This window comes from Streptomyces daghestanicus (genome assembly GCF_020521275.1).
In the GTDB taxonomy this organism is placed as follows: domain Bacteria; phylum Actinomycetota; class Actinomycetes; order Streptomycetales; family Streptomycetaceae; genus Streptomyces; species Streptomyces griseoviridis.
This window is the reverse complement of record NZ_BNDX01000011.1, coordinates 1-14,341: the sequence shown is the minus strand read 5'-3', so window position 1 is coordinate 14,341 and position 14,341 is coordinate 1. Positions and strand designations below refer to the sequence as shown.

Annotated in this window: 21 protein-coding genes and 1 pseudogene; 9 read left to right on the top strand and 13 right to left on the bottom strand. The window is 74.1% G+C overall.

Going from position 1 to position 14,341, the window contains the following annotated elements:
- Positions 1-33 precede the first annotated feature (33 nt).
- Positions 34-612 (top strand): TetR/AcrR family transcriptional regulator, encoded by a 579-nt coding sequence (locus Sdagh_RS22510; RefSeq protein ID WP_190077176.1) that lies wholly within the window; start codon positions 34-36, stop codon positions 610-612.
- A gap of 6 nt (positions 613-618) precedes the next feature.
- Here the strand turns inward: Sdagh_RS22510 and Sdagh_RS22505 are convergent, their stop codons facing one another.
- On the bottom strand, positions 619-1,071 hold the full coding sequence (locus tag Sdagh_RS22505; RefSeq protein WP_226535579.1) for a hypothetical protein: 453 nt from the start codon (positions 1,069-1,071) through the stop codon (positions 619-621).
- A gap of 158 nt (positions 1,072-1,229) precedes the next feature.
- Between Sdagh_RS22505 and Sdagh_RS22500 the strand changes: the two genes are divergently transcribed.
- Positions 1,230-1,691: a cyclic nucleotide-binding domain-containing protein gene (locus Sdagh_RS22500; RefSeq protein ID WP_190077177.1), complete on the top strand. Its 462-nt coding sequence runs from the start codon at positions 1,230-1,232 to the stop codon at positions 1,689-1,691.
- A gap of 30 nt (positions 1,692-1,721) precedes the next feature.
- Here the strand turns inward: Sdagh_RS22500 and Sdagh_RS22495 are convergent, their stop codons facing one another.
- Both Sdagh_RS22495 and Sdagh_RS22490 read right to left on the bottom strand, forming a co-directional pair.
- Positions 1,722-2,606, bottom strand: a complete 885-nt coding sequence (locus tag Sdagh_RS22495) for a universal stress protein (RefSeq protein WP_190077178.1) — start codon at positions 2,604-2,606, stop codon at positions 1,722-1,724.
- Positions 2,607-2,653: 47 nt separating this feature from the next.
- Positions 2,654-2,836 carry a hypothetical protein gene (locus tag Sdagh_RS22490; protein ID WP_189418199.1) on the bottom strand — a complete coding sequence of 61 codons (183 nt, stop codon included), beginning with the start codon at positions 2,834-2,836 and terminating at the stop codon, positions 2,654-2,656.
- Between the two features lie 198 nt (positions 2,837-3,034).
- Here Sdagh_RS22490 and Sdagh_RS22485 point away from each other — a divergent pair, with 198 nt between their 5' ends.
- From Sdagh_RS22485 to Sdagh_RS22475, 3 genes are read left to right on the top strand one after another with little or no spacing between them, the layout of a single operon-like run.
- Positions 3,035-3,427, top strand: coding sequence for a DUF2795 domain-containing protein (locus tag Sdagh_RS22485; protein WP_189418194.1), 393 nt, complete (start codon positions 3,035-3,037; stop codon positions 3,425-3,427).
- Between the two features lie 10 nt (positions 3,428-3,437).
- Positions 3,438-3,830: a CBS domain-containing protein gene (locus tag Sdagh_RS22480; protein WP_190077179.1), complete on the top strand. Its 393-nt coding sequence runs from the start codon at positions 3,438-3,440 to the stop codon at positions 3,828-3,830.
- A 32-nt stretch (positions 3,831-3,862) separates the two neighbouring features.
- Complete coding sequence (locus Sdagh_RS22475) at positions 3,863-4,405, top strand: type 1 glutamine amidotransferase domain-containing protein (protein WP_189418189.1); 543 nt, start codon at positions 3,863-3,865, stop codon at positions 4,403-4,405.
- A gap of 66 nt (positions 4,406-4,471) precedes the next feature.
- Here the strand turns inward: Sdagh_RS22475 and Sdagh_RS22470 are convergent, their stop codons facing one another.
- Positions 4,472-4,759, bottom strand: a complete 288-nt coding sequence (locus Sdagh_RS22470) for a DUF6158 family protein (RefSeq protein WP_189418187.1) — start codon at positions 4,757-4,759, stop codon at positions 4,472-4,474.
- Positions 4,760-4,817: 58 nt separating this feature from the next.
- Here Sdagh_RS22470 and Sdagh_RS22465 point away from each other — a divergent pair, with 58 nt between their 5' ends.
- On the top strand, positions 4,818-5,942 hold the full coding sequence (locus Sdagh_RS22465) for a baeRF2 domain-containing protein (RefSeq protein ID WP_189418185.1): 1,125 nt from the start codon (positions 4,818-4,820) through the stop codon (positions 5,940-5,942).
- Between the two features lies 1 nt (position 5,943).
- Here the strand turns inward: Sdagh_RS22465 and Sdagh_RS22460 are convergent, their stop codons facing one another.
- Positions 5,944-7,563, bottom strand: a complete 1,620-nt coding sequence (locus Sdagh_RS22460; RefSeq protein ID WP_190010542.1) for an ABC-F family ATP-binding cassette domain-containing protein — start codon at positions 7,561-7,563, stop codon at positions 5,944-5,946.
- A gap of 88 nt (positions 7,564-7,651) precedes the next feature.
- On the opposite strand from Sdagh_RS22460, the gene Sdagh_RS22455 reads away from it, so the two are divergent.
- The 3 genes from Sdagh_RS22455 to Sdagh_RS22445 all read left to right on the top strand — a co-directional run bounded on the left by Sdagh_RS22455 (position 7,652) and on the right by Sdagh_RS22445 (position 10,284).
- Positions 7,652-9,145, top strand: a complete 1,494-nt coding sequence (locus tag Sdagh_RS22455; RefSeq protein ID WP_189418181.1) for a bifunctional phosphatase PAP2/diacylglycerol kinase family protein — start codon at positions 7,652-7,654, stop codon at positions 9,143-9,145.
- Between the two features lie 102 nt (positions 9,146-9,247).
- On the top strand, positions 9,248-10,069 hold the full coding sequence (locus Sdagh_RS22450) for a methyltransferase domain-containing protein (protein ID WP_189418550.1): 822 nt from the start codon (positions 9,248-9,250) through the stop codon (positions 10,067-10,069).
- 44 nt (positions 10,070-10,113) lie between these two features.
- Positions 10,114-10,284 (top strand): hydrophobic protein, encoded by a 171-nt coding sequence (locus Sdagh_RS22445; protein ID WP_189418178.1) that lies wholly within the window; start codon positions 10,114-10,116, stop codon positions 10,282-10,284.
- Between the two features lie 44 nt (positions 10,285-10,328).
- Here the strand turns inward: Sdagh_RS22445 and Sdagh_RS22440 are convergent, their stop codons facing one another.
- The 8 genes and pseudogenes from Sdagh_RS22440 to Sdagh_RS22405 all read right to left on the bottom strand — a co-directional run.
- Positions 10,329-10,640: a gas vesicle protein K gene (locus Sdagh_RS22440; protein WP_189418176.1), complete on the bottom strand. Its 312-nt coding sequence runs from the start codon at positions 10,638-10,640 to the stop codon at positions 10,329-10,331.
- Positions 10,615-10,797, bottom strand: a complete 183-nt coding sequence (locus Sdagh_RS22435; protein ID WP_189418174.1) for a gas vesicle protein — start codon at positions 10,795-10,797, stop codon at positions 10,615-10,617. The genes Sdagh_RS22440 and Sdagh_RS22435 overlap by 26 nt, the downstream gene beginning before the upstream one ends.
- The gene (locus tag Sdagh_RS22430; protein WP_189418172.1) at positions 10,794-11,576 is read right to left on the bottom strand and encodes a GvpL/GvpF family gas vesicle protein; all 783 of its coding nucleotides are present in this window, start codon (positions 11,574-11,576) and stop codon (positions 10,794-10,796) included. Before Sdagh_RS22430 ends, Sdagh_RS22435 begins: the two co-directional genes overlap by 4 nt.
- Positions 11,573-11,932 (bottom strand): annotated as a pseudogene (locus Sdagh_RS22425) (gas vesicle protein). Before Sdagh_RS22425 ends, Sdagh_RS22430 begins: the two are co-directional and overlap by 4 nt.
- Positions 11,929-13,164, bottom strand: a complete 1,236-nt coding sequence (locus tag Sdagh_RS22420; RefSeq protein WP_190010547.1) for an SRPBCC family protein — start codon at positions 13,162-13,164, stop codon at positions 11,929-11,931. The pseudogene Sdagh_RS22425 and the gene Sdagh_RS22420 overlap by 4 nt, the downstream one beginning before the upstream one ends.
- A complete protein-coding gene (locus Sdagh_RS22415) occupies positions 13,161-13,820 on the bottom strand; it encodes a DNA primase (RefSeq protein WP_190077180.1) in 660 nt (219 codons plus the stop codon). The genes Sdagh_RS22420 and Sdagh_RS22415 overlap by 4 nt, the downstream gene beginning before the upstream one ends.
- Positions 13,817-14,080, bottom strand: coding sequence for a gas vesicle protein GvpG (locus tag Sdagh_RS22410; protein WP_189418163.1), 264 nt, complete (start codon positions 14,078-14,080; stop codon positions 13,817-13,819). Before Sdagh_RS22410 ends, Sdagh_RS22415 begins: the two co-directional genes overlap by 4 nt.
- A 5-nt stretch (positions 14,081-14,085) precedes the next feature.
- The coding region (locus Sdagh_RS22405; protein ID WP_226534801.1) for a GvpL/GvpF family gas vesicle protein at positions 14,086-14,341 on the bottom strand (256 nt) is incomplete at its 5' end.

The window sequence follows — 14,341 nt, the reverse complement described above, 5'->3', positions numbered from 1 at the left end:
CGGTTCCTGTTTCGTCATTGATAGCATCGCGGCATGACCGTGCCCACCGGACGCCGCGAGCGCAAGAAGGCCGCGACCCGCCAGAAGATCGCCGACACCGCCCTGCGGCTCTTCCTGGAGCAGGGGTACGACGCGGTCGGCATCCGTGAGGTGGCCGCGGCGGCGGACGTGGCGGTCACCACGCTCTTCTCCCACTTCGCCTCGAAGGAGGCCCTGGTCTTCGAGCGGGACGCGGACTTCGAGCACCGCCTCGCGGGGGCGGTCGCCGGCCGGGCACCGGACGAGCCGTTCCTGCCCGATCTGCGCCGGGAGGTCCACGCCCTGGTCCAGCACTGCGCGACCCCCGGCGCCGCCCCGGTGTGGCGCATGATCGACGCGTCGCCCGCACTGCGGAGCTATGAGGAGTCGATGCGGCTGCGGCACTCGGAGGCGCTGGCGGCGGCCCTCGCGGCCGGTCCCGGCCGGGGGCGGTCCGCGACGGCCTGCCGGGCGATCGCGCGGTCCGTGGTCGAGGCGCATGCGCTGGCCCGGCAGGCGGCCGATCCCGATGCCGCGGTGGACGAGCTGTTCCGGATGATCGAGGCGGCCTGGGCGGTCACGGCCCCGGCGTAGGCCGGGTCAGCACCAGTCGGAGTTGTCGCGGTCCGCGACGAGTTCGACCCACAGGGTGCCGTCGTCCGGGCCTTCCAGGGTCAGGTACGCGGTCGTGCCGCCGACCCGCTTGGTGAGGCAGGTCCCCGCGCCGTCGCGCCAGCCCTGGGCCGCGGCGTCCGCGCGGAGGTGGGCCAGGGCGGTGCCCCGGGTGCCGTCGTAGGCGTAGGACGTCCCGGCGACCACGAAGAGGTCGTCGTCGTCGCAGCTCCGGTACGACTCCTTGACGCGGGCACCGTCGGGAGCGGTGGCCAGCACGGGCTCCCCCGCCAGGGCGTCGCCGAGCCGGTCCTCCGCGTCGCCGCAGCCATATGCGAGAAGGGATACCGGCGGCGTCCCGGCGGCCTGCCAGGCGGCGGCCGACAGCAGTGCCCCGAGCGCGAGTCCGCCCAGGACCGTCCCCGTCTTGCGTATGCGCATGGCCGGGACGGTAGCGCATCCCCGCCTCCCCCGCGCCGAGGGCCGGTCGGCCCTGGGGCAGGGCCGTGCGGCCCGTCCCCGGCGACGTCCCTCGGTTCCAGACTGGGCGGCAGCGGCCCCCGTCGCGGACGCCGCAGCGGAACGGAAGGAACCGAGAGATGGCCTCCCCCACCACCCTGACCTCCGCACTCCCGGCCGAGCACCGCGAACGGCTGATGCGGCTCGGCCGCACGGTGTCCGTCGAGGCGGGCACGCGCCTGTTCGAGGAAGGCGGGCCCGCCGACCGGTTCTGGATCGTGCGGACCGGGACGGTGACGCTGGACCTGCGCGTCCCCGGCCGCCGGGCCGCCGTCATCGAGTCGCTCGGCCACGGCGAACTGGTCGGCTGGTCCTGGCAGTTCGCGCCGTACCGGTGGCAGCTGGGCGCCGAGGCGATGAGCCCGGTACGGGCGTGGCGGTTCGACGCGGACGCGGTACGGGCGCTGTGCGCCGAGGACCCCGCGTTCGGCCGGGCGGTGGCCCTCTGGGCCGGCCGGGTGGTCGCCCACCGGCTGCACACCGCCCGGGTCCGCCTCCTCGACCTGTACGCCCCCTACGGCAGTGGGGACCCGCTGCGCTAACGGGGGGCCTGTCGCGGTCGCGGCGCGGCGTCAGTCGTGGGCGACCACCGCGACCGGCACCGTCGCGTGGTGCAGCACCGCGTGGGTGACGGACCCGATGTGCGCGCCGACCGGGCGGTGCCGGACCCGGCGGCCGACGACCAGCAGGGAGGCGTCCCGGGCGGCGTCCAGCAGGCGGTCCGCGGGGCTGCCGGTGCGGGACGTCTCGACGACCTCCACCCCGGGGTACCGCTCCCGCCAGGGCCGCAGCACCTCGCCGAGGCGGGCGGCCCGCCGCCGGGCGAGGTCGTCGGAGGGGCGGGCCCCGGCGTCCAGTCCGTACCCGTGGTACGGCGCGAGGTCGCCACCGTGGACCACGTGCAGGGCGGCGTCCCGGCGCCGGGCCTCCTCGAAGGCGAAGGCGAGCGGCGTGCCGCCGGGCCGGCCGGTGTCCAGGCCCAGCACGACCGGCCGGAACGCGGTGGCCGCGGACGGCGTGCCCGCCGGGTCCGGGAGGTGCTCGTCGGCGGCCCGCTCCCCGGCGCGCACCACGACCACGGGCGCCGTGGTGCGGGCGATGACGGCCTGGCCGACCGAGCCGACCAGGAAGCCCCGCAGCCCGCTCAGGGCGCGGGAGCCGAGGACGAGCAGGTCGGCGTCGCGGGCGGCGCCGACGAGTTCCGCCACGGCCGTGCCGGCGCGCTGCTCGGCGGTGACCGGTATGCCGGGGTGGGCGAGGCGCAGCCTCTCGGCGGCCTCCCGTACGAGGTCCTCCCGGCTGCCGGCCGGGGGCGCCGCCATCGGCTCGGGCACCGGTTCCCAGACGTGCACCAGACGGACCGGCAGCTCGCGCAGGGCCGCCTCGCGGGCCGCCCAGTCCGCGGCGGCCCGGCTCTCCGCCGAACCGTCCAGACCGACGGTGATGGTGCGGGACATGGCGCCCACCTCCTGTGTCGTCTCGCGGAGGGCCCCGCGCGCCCGCGTCACGCCGCCGTGGGAAGTTCCTCACCGGGCACGGGGACGGGGACGAGGTCGGGCGCGACGGGGGCGACGGGAGCGTCGGGTGCCGGTTCGGCGGCCGGCAGCAGGAGTTCCTCGTACCGCCCGAGCGCCAGGACCACGCCGAGCATGAGGACCGGGATGAGCACAGCGAGCAGCACCGCCATGGTCCTGCCGTCCTTCCGGAGGAGGGTGGGCGCGGGGGGGCAAGGAGCCGGGTTCCCGCTGCCCGGGGAGCAAACCGGCGGCACGCGGCCGGAGCGGAGCGGCCCGGGACGAAACGGGCCGGAACCGGCGGACGTAATCCGTGTCGCCCCGCGCTGGCCGGGTACGCGGTGGCCACCCTGAAGGATCTGGAGGGAGACATGCAGCGAGGCAGCGACCGGCTGAGCGCCCACCGCGACGACGAGATGAAGCACGAACTGCAGGGCCTGCTGCGGTCCGGACACCCCACCCGCACCGAGGAGTGGCACGACCCCGAGCCGATCGCCGAGGACGACCCGGAGGTGGCGTACGGCCCGGTGACGCCGAGCCGCGCGCCGTCCTCGCTGGAGTCGCTCCGGCTGGAGCTGGCCCGGAACCTGACCCGCGGGGCCTTCCCCGCCGGTCCCCGGGAACTGGCCCGGGGGCTGCGGCGCGGCCACGCGCCCGACGCCCTGGTCGAGCGGGTCGAGGGACTGCCGCACGAGGCGCACTACACCACCGTCCAGGAGCTGGCCGAGGCCCTCACCGGGCCGCCCGGCTCCGCCGGGGCGTGACCGCCGCGCCATGACCGGGCGGACGGGCACGTACGTGAAGGACGTGATGACCCCGGGCGTGGTCGCCGTACGGCCGGACGCCTCGCTGGCCGAGGCGGCGCGGCTGATGCGGGACCAGGGCATCGGCGATGTCGTGGTGGCCGACGGGCAGCGCGTGGTCGGGGTGCTCACCGACCGGGACATCACGGTGCGGGCGGTGGCCGAGGGCATCGACCCGCTCACGGTGGGCGCCGGCGCCGTGTGCTCCCGCGACCCGCTGGTGGTCGCCCCGGACCTGCCGGCCGCGGACGCGCTCTCGCTGATGCGGGAGCGGGCGGTGAGCCGGCTGCCGGTCGTGGAGCAGGGCCTGCCGGTCGGCCTGGTGAGCCTCGGCGACCTGATGCGGGCCGGGGCCGGAGAGTGACACAGAACAGAACGAAAGGACGAGGAACCCGCATGCGTATCGCGTTTCTGACCGCGCCCGAGGGCGTGGAGCAGGTCGAGCTGACCGAGCCGTGGCAGGCGGCGAAGGACGCCGGGCACGAGCCGGTGCTGGTGTCGACGCAGTCCGGCGAGATCCAGGCCTTCAACCACCTGGACAAGGCGGACACCTTCCCCGTGGACGAGGTGACCGGCGAGACCTCCGCCGACTCCTTCGGCGGTCTGGTGCTGCCCGGCGGCGTGGCCAACCCGGACTTCCTGCGCATGGACGAGCGGGCGGTCGCCTTCGTGAAGGACTTCTTCACCCAGGGGCGACCGGTCGCGGCGATCTGCCACGCCCCGTGGACGCTGGTCGAGGCGGACGTCCTGCGCGGCCGGACGCTGACCTCCTGGCCGAGCCTGCGCACGGACATCCGCAACGCGGGCGGCACCTGGGTGGACGAGCAGGTCAAGGTCTGCGACGGCGGGCCCAGCACGCTGGTCACCAGCCGCAAGCCGGACGACCTGAAGGCGTTCTGCGAGACCTTCCTGGCGGAGTTCGCCAAGGCCGGCGGCTGAGCCAGGACCGGCCGGAACCGGGAGGGGCGGTGCGCGGACCGCGTGGTCCGGGCACCGCCCCTCCCGTCACGTGGCGGGTGTTCCGGGCGTGGCCGCCTCCCCGCCCACCCGCTCCCGGGCGCCCTCGCGGGTGCGGCCCGCGGCGACCGGGCGGCGCGGGTTGCGGCGCAGCCATTCGCCCTCCAGCTGCGCCATCCGCTCGTTGTGGGCCCGCAGCGCGTCGTCCGAGCCGTGGAGCAGGGTGTCGTGGCGCGTGCGGTGGATGGTCTCCAGCTCCTTCATGAGCTGCTGGTCGTCCAGGCGGCCCGGGTCCACTCCGGTCATGGCGCCGTCCCGCGTGTCGTGTTCGTTCATGCGGTCCGGGTACCCGCCCCGTGAACCACCACCCCCGAGCGGTATCCGGGAGGTACTCATGGATCTCGCCTTTCTGCACCCCCTCTACGAACGCCAGGGCCCCTGGGCCTCCGTGTACGTCGATCTGTCCCGGCACGCCGAGGACACCGCGCACGCCCGTGGGCTGACGGCCGCCGAGGTCGACCGGGAACTGGAGCGGCAGGGCGCCGACGAGGCGACCCGCCGGGCCGTGCGGGAGGGCATGGAGAGCCTGCGGCACGCCACCGACCCGCACGGACGGGCGCTGTTCGCGCACGGCGGCCAGGTCGTCCTGGACACCCCGCTGGCCCGCCCCCCGCGGGCCGGCACCACCGCGCACTGGGCGCCGCTGCCGCGGGTGTCGCCGCTGCTGGAACTGGCCGGCGAGGACGCGGTGTGCGTGGTGGCGTACATCGACCGCAAGGGCGCCGACTTCGAGCTGCGCTCCGCGCTGGGCGAGGCGGACGCGGGCGGGGTGACCGGCCGGCAGTGGCCGGTGCACCGCACCAGCTCCGCCGACTGGTCCGAGCGGCACTTCCAGCTCCGGGTGGAGAACACCTGGGAGCACAACGCCGCGGAGATCGCCGACGCGCTCGCCGTGTGCCAGGAGGAGACCGGCGCCGACCTGCTGATCCTGGTCGGGGACGGCCGCGAGTGCCGCGCCGTGCACGAGCGGATGCCGGCCCGGCTGAAGGACCGGGTCGTGCAGGCCGCGCACGGCACCGGCAGCCGGCTCCTCGACGAGGAGGTGCGGCGGCTGCGCGAGGAGCACGTCACGGCGCGCGCCCAGCGGGACCTGGACCGGTTCCTGTCCGCCCGCGCCCCGGACGGCGAGGGCCGGGCCGCCGCGGCGGAGGGCGTGCCGGCGCTGGTGGAGGCCGCGCGGGAGCACCGTATCGACGAACTGCTGGTCATCCCGGACGGGCCGGACACCCACCGCGAGGTGTGGATCGGTGAGGACGCCGACCAGCTCGCGGTGCGGCGCACCGAGCTGAAGACGCTCGGCGAGCAGAACTCCTGGGCCGCCCGCGCCGACGACGCGCTGCTGCGCTCGGCCGTGATGACCGGCGCCCCGGCGATCTCGGTGCTGCCGGCGCTGCCGGACACGGAGGACCGCCAGGACACGCCGGTCGGCGGCCTCGGCGCGCTGCTGCGCTGGAGGTGAGTCAGCGCGCCCGCTCGACGCGGCGCTCGTCCCAGACCGGCTCCGGTGTCTCCCGGACCCGGCCGTCGCTGCCGAAGACCAGGTAGCGGTCGAAGGAGCGGGCGAACCAGCGGTCGTGGGTGACCGCGAGGACCGTGCCGTCGAAGGATTCCAGGCCCTCCTGGAGCGCCTCGGCGGACTCCAGGTCGAGGTTGTCGGTGGGCTCGTCCAGGAGCAGGGCGGTGACGCCCCGCACCTCCAGCAGGAGGATCTGGAACCGGGCCTGCTGGCCGCCGGAGAGCCGGTCGAAGGTCTGCTCGGCCTGGCCGGTCAGCTCGTAGCGGCGCAGCCGGGACATGGCGGCGCCCCGGTCCTGGGCGTGCTCCTCCCAGAGGATGTCCAGGAGGGTCCGGCCGAGCAGTTCGGGGTGGGCGTGGGTCTGCGCGAAGTGCCCGGCGACGACCCGCGCCCCGAGCTTGACGTGCCCGGTGTGCGGCACGTCCTCGCCGGCCAGCAGGCGCAGGAAGTGGGACTTGCCGGAGCCGTTGGAGCCGAGGACGGCGACCCGTTCGCCGTAGAAGACCTCCAGGTCGAAGGGTTTCATCAGGCCGGTCAGTTCCAGCTTTTCGCAGGTGACGGCGCGTACGCCGGTACGGCCGCCCTTGAGGCGCATCGTGATGTCCTGCTCACGCGGCGGCTCGGGCGGCGGTCCGGCCTCCTCGAACTTGCGCAGCCGGGTCTGCGCGGCGTGGTAGCGGGAGGCCATCTCGTGGCTGACCGAGGCGGCCTGCCGCAGGTTGACGACCAGCCTCTTCAGCTGGGCGTGCTTCTCGTCCCAGCGGCGGCGCAGTTCCTCGAAGCGGGCGAAGCGCTCGCGGCGGGCGTCGTGGTACGTGGCGAAGGAGCCGCCGTGCACCCAGGCGTCGGCGCCGGCCGGGCCCGGCTCCAGGGAGACGATCCGCTCGGCGGCGCGGGCCAGCAGCTCCCGGTCGTGGGAGACGAACAGGACGGTCTTGCGGGTCTCCGCGAGCCGCTGCTCCAGCCAGCGCTTGCCGGGGACGTCGAGGTAGTTGTCCGGCTCGTCCAGCAAGAGCACCTGGTCGGTGCCACGCAGCAGCGCCTCCAGGACGAGGCGTTTCTGCTCGCCGCCGGAGAGGGTGCTCGCCCGCCGCCACTGCGCCTTCTCGTACGGCACGCCCAGCGCGGCGGTGGTGCACATGTCCCACAGCGTCTCCGCCTCGTAGCCGCGCGCCTCCGCCCAGTCGGAGAGGGCCTGCGCGTACCGCATCTGCGCGGCCTCGTCGTCGACGGTCATGACGGCGTGCTCGGCGGCGTCGACCGCGCGGGCGGCGTCCCGGATGCGCGGCGGGGCGACGGAGACGAGCAGGTCGCGGACGGTCGTGTCGTCCCGTACGGAGCCGACGAACTGGCGCATCACGCCGAGTCCGCCGCTGACGGTGACGGTGCCCTCGTGCGGCTTCAGCTCGCCGGAGAGCAGCCGCAGCAGAGTGGTCTTGCCCGCGCCGTTGGGGCCGACGAGGGCGACGACGGCGCCCTCCCCCACCCGGAAGGAGACGTCGCCGAGGAGCGTCCTCCCGTCGGGCAGGTGGTACTCCAGGTGCGCTGCTTCGAGGTGGCCCATGGGGGTGATTGTCCCTGGTGCAGCCCCCGGTCGGGCAACCGCATTTCCGGGGCGGCAGGAAAGGCCGCCCGAAGGGTAGGCGGGAGGCATGAGCCCCGACGTAGACCTCACCGTCCCGCTGCCCGGACCGCATCCGCTGCGCAAGGGTTTCCTGGATCTCGACCACCGGCTGTTCGCGGCGGTCGCCGCCCGGCACTGGCCCGGCGGCGACCGGGTGCTGCCCCGGCTCAGCCGCAGCGCCAACCACGGGGCGCTCTGGTTCGCCGCCGCCGCGGCGGTGGCCGCGTCCCGCACGCCCCGGGCCCGGCGGGCCGCCGTCCGCGGCATCGCCTCGCTGGGCGTGGCCTCGCTCACCATCAACACCGTCGGCAAGCGCTCGGTGCGCCGCGCCCGGCCGGTCCTGGACCCGGTACCGCTGGTGCGGCAGCTGAAACGGCAGCCGATCACGACCTCGTTCCCGTCCGGGCACGCCGCCTCGGCCGCCGCCTTCGCCACCGGCGTGGCGCTGGAGTCCCCCGCGTGGGGCGCGGCCGTGGCGCCGGTGGCCGCGGCGGTCGCCCTCTCCCGGGTCTACACCGGCGTCCACTTCCCGAGCGACGTGCTGGCCGGGGCGGCACTCGGCGCGGGGGCGGCGTTCGCGGTCAGAGGTCTGGTGCCCACCCGGGCCCAGCTCACACCGCCGGCCCGGCCGGTAGCCCAGGTGCCCGCGCTGTCCGGCGGCGAGGGCCTGGTGATGGTCGCCAACCTGGGCTCGGGCACCTCGGAGCGGGTGCGGGCGCTGTGCGACGCGCTGCCGCTGGCCGAGGTGATCGAGGCGGAGCCGGCCGAGGTCCCCGCCGAGCTGGAGAAGGCCGCCGGCCGCGCCCGGGTGCTCGGCGTGTGCGGCGGCGACGGCACGGTGAACGCGGCGGCCGGGGTCGCCCTGCGGCACGGGCTGCCGCTGGCGGTGCTGCCCGGCGGCACCCTCAACCACTTCGCCTACGACCTGGGTGTCGAGGACGTCCGGGCGCTGTCCCGGGCGCTGGAGCAGGGCGAGGGCGTGCGGGTGGACGTGGGCCGGTTCACCTCGGGCGGGCTGAGCGGCATCTTCCTCAACACCTTCAGCCTGGGGGTGTACCCGGAGCTGGTGCGGGAGCGGGAGCGCTGGTCGCACCGGATCGGCGGCTGGCCGGCCGGGCTGCTGGCGGCGGTGCGGGTGCTGCGCGCCGACCGGCATCCGCTCCGCGCCGAGGTGGGGGGCCGTACCCGGCCGCTGTGGATGCTGTTCGCGGGCAACGGCACCTACCACCGCATGGGGCTGGCGCCGGGCCGGCGGCTCGACCTGGCGGACGGGCGGCTCGACGTCCGGGTGGTGCACGGCGGCAGCCGGCCCGCGCTGCGGCTGCTGTCGGCGGCCTTCGCCGGACCGCTGACCCGCTCCCCCGCGCACGCGGCGGTGCAGGTGCCGAGGCTGCGGCTGAAGGGCGTCGCGCCGGGCACGCTGCTCGCCTACGACGGCGAGGTCACCGAGACCGAGGGTGATGTGACGGTGGAGAAGCTCCCCGAGGCGCTGACGGTGTACCGCCCGCTGCCTGGTGACTGATGGCCCGTCATACCACATAGAGAGACTCATGTCTCATGATGCGGGCGACGGGCGTACGGTGAGCCGGTCGGACGCCGTCGGGCGTCGCAGAGGGGATCGATGATGCCGAGGCCGCAGGAGACCGCCGTCTATCCGCACGGACACCACGAGTCCGTGCTCCGCTCGCACACCTGGCGGACCGCCGCCAACTCCGCCGGGTACCTGCTCGGTTCGCTGAAGCCGCACATGCGCGTCCTCGACGTCGGCTGCGGTCCGGGCACCATCACCGCCGACCTCGCGGCCCTGGTCCCGGACGGCCGTGTCACCGGGGTCGACCGCGCCCCGGAGATCCTGGACACCGCGCGCGCGACGGCCGCCGGGCGGGGTCTGGCCAACGTCGACTTCGCGGTGGCGGACGTGCACGCCCTGGACTTCCCCGACGACACCTTCTGCGTGGTCCACGCCCACCAGGTGCTCCAGCACGTCGGCGACCCGGTGGCGGCGCTGCGCGAAATGAAGCGGGTCACCAGGCCCGCCGGGTTCGTCGCGGTGCGGGACGCCGACTACGGCGCCATGACCTGGTACCCGGCGTCGGCCGGCCTGGACGCCTGGCTGGAGCTGTACCGGCGGGTGGCGCGGGCGAGCGGCGGTGAGCCGGACGCGGGGCGCCGGCTGAAGGCGTGGGCGCTGGCGGCGGGCTTCACCGACATCAGCGCCACCTCCAGCACCTGGACGTTCACCACCGCCGAGGAGCGGGCCTGGTGGAGCGGTCTGTGGGCGGACCGCACGGTGGCGTCCTCCTACGCGGAGCTGGCCACCGGCGGCGGCCACGCGAGCGAGGACGAGCTGGCGGCCGCGGCGACGGCCTGGCGGGACTGGGGGAAGCGGCCCGAGGGGTGGTTCGGTGTACTGCACGGAGAAATTCTGTGCAGAAAGGAAGCCTGATCCGATAAATCCGGGACACCAGTACGTCAGGAGGTAACGACATCATGGTTCCGCTTCTGCTCGTACTGCTTCTCGCGCTTATCCTTTTCGGCGCCGGATTCGCCTTGAAGGTGCTCTGGTGGGTCGCCCTGGTCGTGCTGGTCCTGTGGCTGCTGGGATTCCTGGTCCGCGGGACGACGGCCGGAGGCGGCAGGGGTCGCTGGTACCGGTGGTGACCGGCGGCCACAGAAGAAGATGAAGGGCTGCTGCCCCGGGAGGCTCACTCCCGGGGCAGCAGCGGTCCCAGCGGCCCGAGGTCCAGATTGAGGTCCTCGGGCCGCAGTCCGTACCGCTCCCGCAGCTCGGTCATGCGGTCGTCGAGCAGCATCAGGGTGAGCCCGATGCGCTCCTCCTGGTCCTCGGAGAGGTCGCCCTGGTCGAAGCGGCGCAGCGCCTGGCGCTCCATGAGCTGGCGCAACAGCTCGACCACGGTCAGCACCAGCTTGACCAGGTCGCGCTCGACGGTGTCCGGCTCGAACTCGATCCGGCCGTGCCGCTCGCTCACGTCAGTCCTCCCAGGGCGACGGAACATCGGCGTTGACCGAGCTGATCAACGCGTTCAGGTCGATGCGGACCAGGTCCACGTCGGCGATGCGCAGGGTGATGTCGCCGGTGAGGACGACCCCGCCGGCCAGCAGCCGGTCGAGCAGGTCGACCAGGGCGATCTCCCGGCGTTCCACGACGGTCATGCGGCACCCTCCTCGGGATTTTCCCCGGCGAAGGAATAGGCGGCCCATGGCCCGGTGAGTTCGACGCGAATTCCCGGGACGTCGTCCTTGGTGCGGTCGACGAGTTCCACGAATTCCTCGGAAAGGTCCCGCCGCACCAGATAGGCGGCGTTGAGCACATTGCGTCCGGTGGCGCCGGAGAGGGCGGGATTCTGCGGGGCGTGCAGCCGGGCGTCGTCGGCGCGGTCGGCCAGCGTCCCGTGGAGCCGGCCGGCGAACTCCTCGGCCCGCTGCCACAGTTCCTCGCCCGCGCGGGTCCGCGCGCGCCGCCGCAGCAGGTACTCACGGCCCGAGGCGGGCTTCCCGGCCGGCTCCCGCCCGCCCCGCCCGTCCTGCCCCGCGGACTCCTCCACGTACACCTTGACGCCCCACTCCACCCGGCCGTCCAGCCGGTCGAGGGTGCGCAGGAAGTCTCCCTCGCGTTCCTCCATCATCACGCGGACGCCGCTGTCGTCCCGGAAGACCGTGGCCATCCGGAGCGGCAGCGGCGTGGTGACGGCGGTGAGCGCGTCGATCACCTGCTGGTGGGCGCGGGCGGTCGCCGCCAGCCAGTCCAGGTCCTCCAGGCGTTCCTTGAGCGACTCCTCGGTGAAGTCGGCCTCGGGGACATGGCTGACGACGGCGACCAGCCCGCGGTGGCGCAGTGTTCGCGGCGGATCGCCCGCCACCCCGGTGAGCTGCGACTGCAGGGCCGCGCCGAAGGGACGGCAGACGGCGTAGACGTACCGCAGTCCGGTCATGGCGACTCGTCCTCCCTCCGGGCGCGGCCCGCACCCCGCTCCAGCGGGGTGCGGGCCGATTCCAGCTCTGCCAGCCGCTCGCGCAGCTCCCGGTTCTCCCGGGCGAGTTCCTTGTGCTTGGCGTTTCGAGGAGAGCGCGGGGTCGCTCTCCCACCAGTCGATGCCCATTTCTTTCGCTTGTCGACGGAGGCGACGATGAGCCGCAGCTTGATGGTGAGCAGCTCGATGTCGAGCAGGTTGATGCGGATGTCGCCGGCGATGACGACGCCCTTGTCCAGCACCCGCTCCAGGATGTCGGCGAGGTTGGCGCCCTGCCCCTGGCCGAAGGGTTCGGGCATACGGCTGGCAGTCGTCATCGACGGCCCCCGTGCTCGGCGTACTCGTCGTCCTCCGCACGGTACGCGTCGTCCCCGTCGCCCTTGCCCTCGGCCACCTCGTCCTCGTCCTCGGCCTCGGTGTCGTACTCGTCCTCGGGCACGTCCTCTTCGTACGCGTCCTCGGGCTCGTCCTCGGGCTCCTCCTCCGCCTCGGCCCCGGTCTCCTCGTCGTACTCCTCCCGGGGCTCCTCCTCGTAGCCGTCCTCCTCCGCTTCCTCCTCGTCGTAGACCTCCGCGTCGGCGTCCTCGGTCCCGTCGTCCTCCTGCCGGTCGTCCTCCTGCTCCCGGCCGTCCGGCTCGGCGTCCGTGTCCGTCTCCGACTCCGCGGCCTCTTCCTCCGCGACCGCGTCCTCGTGGCTGCGGACGACCTCACCGTCGCGGATCTCCCCGCGCCAGCCGTCGTCCGCCTCGCCCTTGAGGGTGATGAAACGGACGTAGTTCTTGAGGTCGAGCCGCAGCCGGCGGCCCTGGGCGCGCCAGATGTTGCCGGTCTTCTCGAACAGGCCCTTGGGGTAGTACTCGACGACCACGATGACCCGGGTCAGGCTCGGCGCCAGCTCGTGGAAGGAGACGACGCCCTTGGTGGTGCCCTTGGCGCCCTCCGAGGTCCAGGAGATCCGGTCGTCCGGCACCTGTTCGGTGGTCTTCGCCTTCCAGCTGCGGTTGGACCAGAAGACCTTCAGCTGCCAGTCGGAGCTGGTGTCGTCGGCGCGGTTCGCGCTCTTGACGCCCTTGGCGAAGGTGCTGAAGTCCTGGTACTGCGTCCACTGGTCGTAGGCGGTGCGCAAGGGCACGCCGACGTCGGCGTACTCGATGATGACGGTCGGCTTCTGGCCCGAGCCGCCCTTGCGCCGCCCCTTGCCGCCACCGAGGTTCTTGAAGGCGCCGACCACGTTGTCCTTCAGCCGGCCGGCGCCCAGTTCCACCGCGGTGCGCATCGGGCCCTTGCCCTCGGCGATCTTGCGGCCGCCCTCCAGGGCGAGCTTGGCGAAGCCGGGGCTGTTGCCGTCGGCGATGTCGTTCAGCTTGACCGTGGTCTCGCCGAGCTTGCGGCCGACGCCGACCAGCATGCGCTGGGCCTGGGCGGCGAGGTACTGCTGCACCTCTTCCTTGAGCCGGTCGGCGGCCTCGCTGCGGGCCACGTCGGCGAGCGGGTTGTGCTTGGCCGCGCCACCCGCCTTGGAGGCCGCCGAACCCAGGGTGTCGCTCATCGCTCACCGCCTCCCTTCGGCGATCCGCCGCGGGCCGTCCGCCGGGCCGCCTGCGTCGTCTTCTCCGCCGTCTTGCGGGCGGGCGCCGCCTTCTTGCCGGCGGTCTTCTTCGCGGCGGTCTTCCTGGCGGCCGTCTTCCCTGCCGCGCCCTCGCCGGCCGGGGCCTTCTTCGCCGGCGCCTTCTTCGCCGTACGGGCGCGGCGCGGGGCGGCGTCCCGCTCGGGCTCGTCCCGGTCGTCCCGGTCGTCGTCCGCGTCGTCGGACGCGTCCTCGTCGTACCCGTCGCGGTCGTCCCGGTCGTCCCGGTCGTCCTCGCCGGTGCCCGGCACCCGGGAGGCGGCCCCCGAGAGCTGGTCGCGGACCTGGGAGGTCCGGTCCTGCAGCCGGCTGGCGAGACCGTCGAGCTGCCGCTCGACCATGGCTCCCGTGGCCGCCTTGCCCACTCCGCGCAGGTCCTGCCGGAGCTGGTCGCCTATCTCCTTGAACTGCGGGTTGTTCTGCAGCTGGGTGGAGACCAGGTCGGCGATGCCGCGCGGGGTGAGGTTCATCCGCTTGCCGGCCACCGCCGTCCCCACGGCGATCGCCAGTTTCAGTTTCTTGGTGCGGCCCAGGAAATAGCCGGCCCCTACCGCTAGGCCGAGTCCCACTCGATTCATGGTGTCGTCCCGTTGCCCGTTCCCGCGCTGTGGCGCGAAGCTTCCTCAAGCCGGTCCAGGAGGGCGTCCTCCTGGACGTCGAACTCCTCCTCCGTGATCTCGCCGGCCTCCAACCGCTCCTCCAGCCGGGACAGTTCGGCCCGTACGGTGGCCGGGTCGTAGTAGATCCGCTCGGCCTCCTGGAGTACCTGTCTGACGGCCCAGGCGCTGCCGCGCACCGGGGCGAACGGCAGCAGCAGCACCTCTGAGATCAGGCCCATTTCCCTCACTCCGCTCCGGTGTCGGCCCCGCCGCCCGCCGCGGTGCCCGCGGGCTCGGCGGGGCCGGGCTCCACGAAGCTGTACGGCGGCAGCGGGCCGTTGATCCGCACCTCCAGGTGCGGCAGGTCCCGGCGGGCGCGTTCCACGGCCGCCAGGAAGGTCTCGGCCTGTTCCCGGTCGACCAGGAACGACACGTTGGCCAGCCAGCCGGTGGACTCGGGGCCGACGCTGACCGCGTCCGCCTCCGGTTCCAGGAGCCGC

Excerpts from the sequence above, each read along its gene's own strand:
- Sdagh_RS22505 (WP_226535579.1), bottom strand. The coding sequence starts at position 1,071 with ATGCGCATACGCAAGACGGGGACGGTCCTGGGCGGACTCGCGCTCGGG.
- Sdagh_RS22440 (WP_189418176.1), bottom strand. The coding sequence starts at position 10,640 with ATGTTCCGTCGCCCTGGGAGGACTGACGTGAGCGAGCGGCACGGCCGG.
- Sdagh_RS22445 (WP_189418178.1), top strand. The coding sequence starts at position 10,114 with ATGGTTCCGCTTCTGCTCGTACTGCTTCTCGCGCTTATCCTTTTCGGC.
- Sdagh_RS22430 (WP_189418172.1), bottom strand. The coding sequence starts at position 11,576 with ATGACCGGACTGCGGTACGTCTACGCCGTCTGCCGTCCCTTCGGCGCG.
- Sdagh_RS22455 (WP_189418181.1), top strand. The coding sequence starts at position 7,652 with ATGAGCCCCGACGTAGACCTCACCGTCCCGCTGCCCGGACCGCATCCG.
- Sdagh_RS22450 (WP_189418550.1), top strand. The coding sequence starts at position 9,248 with ATGCCGAGGCCGCAGGAGACCGCCGTCTATCCGCACGGACACCACGAG.
- Sdagh_RS22420 (WP_190010547.1), bottom strand. The coding sequence starts at position 13,164 with ATGAGCGACACCCTGGGTTCGGCGGCCTCCAAGGCGGGTGGCGCGGCC.
- Sdagh_RS22480 (WP_190077179.1), top strand. The coding sequence starts at position 3,438 with ATGACCGGGCGGACGGGCACGTACGTGAAGGACGTGATGACCCCGGGC.
- Sdagh_RS22490 (WP_189418199.1), bottom strand. The coding sequence starts at position 2,836 with ATGGCGGTGCTGCTCGCTGTGCTCATCCCGGTCCTCATGCTCGGCGTG.
- Sdagh_RS22510 (WP_190077176.1), top strand. The coding sequence starts at position 34 with ATGACCGTGCCCACCGGACGCCGCGAGCGCAAGAAGGCCGCGACCCGC.
- Sdagh_RS22435 (WP_189418174.1), bottom strand. The coding sequence starts at position 10,797 with ATGACCGTCGTGGAACGCCGGGAGATCGCCCTGGTCGACCTGCTCGAC.
- Sdagh_RS22415 (WP_190077180.1), bottom strand. The coding sequence starts at position 13,820 with ATGAATCGAGTGGGACTCGGCCTAGCGGTAGGGGCCGGCTATTTCCTG.
- Sdagh_RS22410 (WP_189418163.1), bottom strand. The coding sequence starts at position 14,080 with ATGGGCCTGATCTCAGAGGTGCTGCTGCTGCCGTTCGCCCCGGTGCGC.
- Sdagh_RS22500 (WP_190077177.1), top strand. The coding sequence starts at position 1,230 with ATGGCCTCCCCCACCACCCTGACCTCCGCACTCCCGGCCGAGCACCGC.
- Sdagh_RS22460 (WP_190010542.1), bottom strand. The coding sequence starts at position 7,563 with ATGGGCCACCTCGAAGCAGCGCACCTGGAGTACCACCTGCCCGACGGG.
- Sdagh_RS22470 (WP_189418187.1), bottom strand. The coding sequence starts at position 4,759 with ATGAACGAACACGACACGCGGGACGGCGCCATGACCGGAGTGGACCCG.
- Sdagh_RS22485 (WP_189418194.1), top strand. The coding sequence starts at position 3,035 with ATGCAGCGAGGCAGCGACCGGCTGAGCGCCCACCGCGACGACGAGATG.
- Sdagh_RS22495 (WP_190077178.1), bottom strand. The coding sequence starts at position 2,606 with ATGTCCCGCACCATCACCGTCGGTCTGGACGGTTCGGCGGAGAGCCGG.
- Sdagh_RS22465 (WP_189418185.1), top strand. The coding sequence starts at position 4,818 with ATGGATCTCGCCTTTCTGCACCCCCTCTACGAACGCCAGGGCCCCTGG.
- Sdagh_RS22475 (WP_189418189.1), top strand. The coding sequence starts at position 3,863 with ATGCGTATCGCGTTTCTGACCGCGCCCGAGGGCGTGGAGCAGGTCGAG.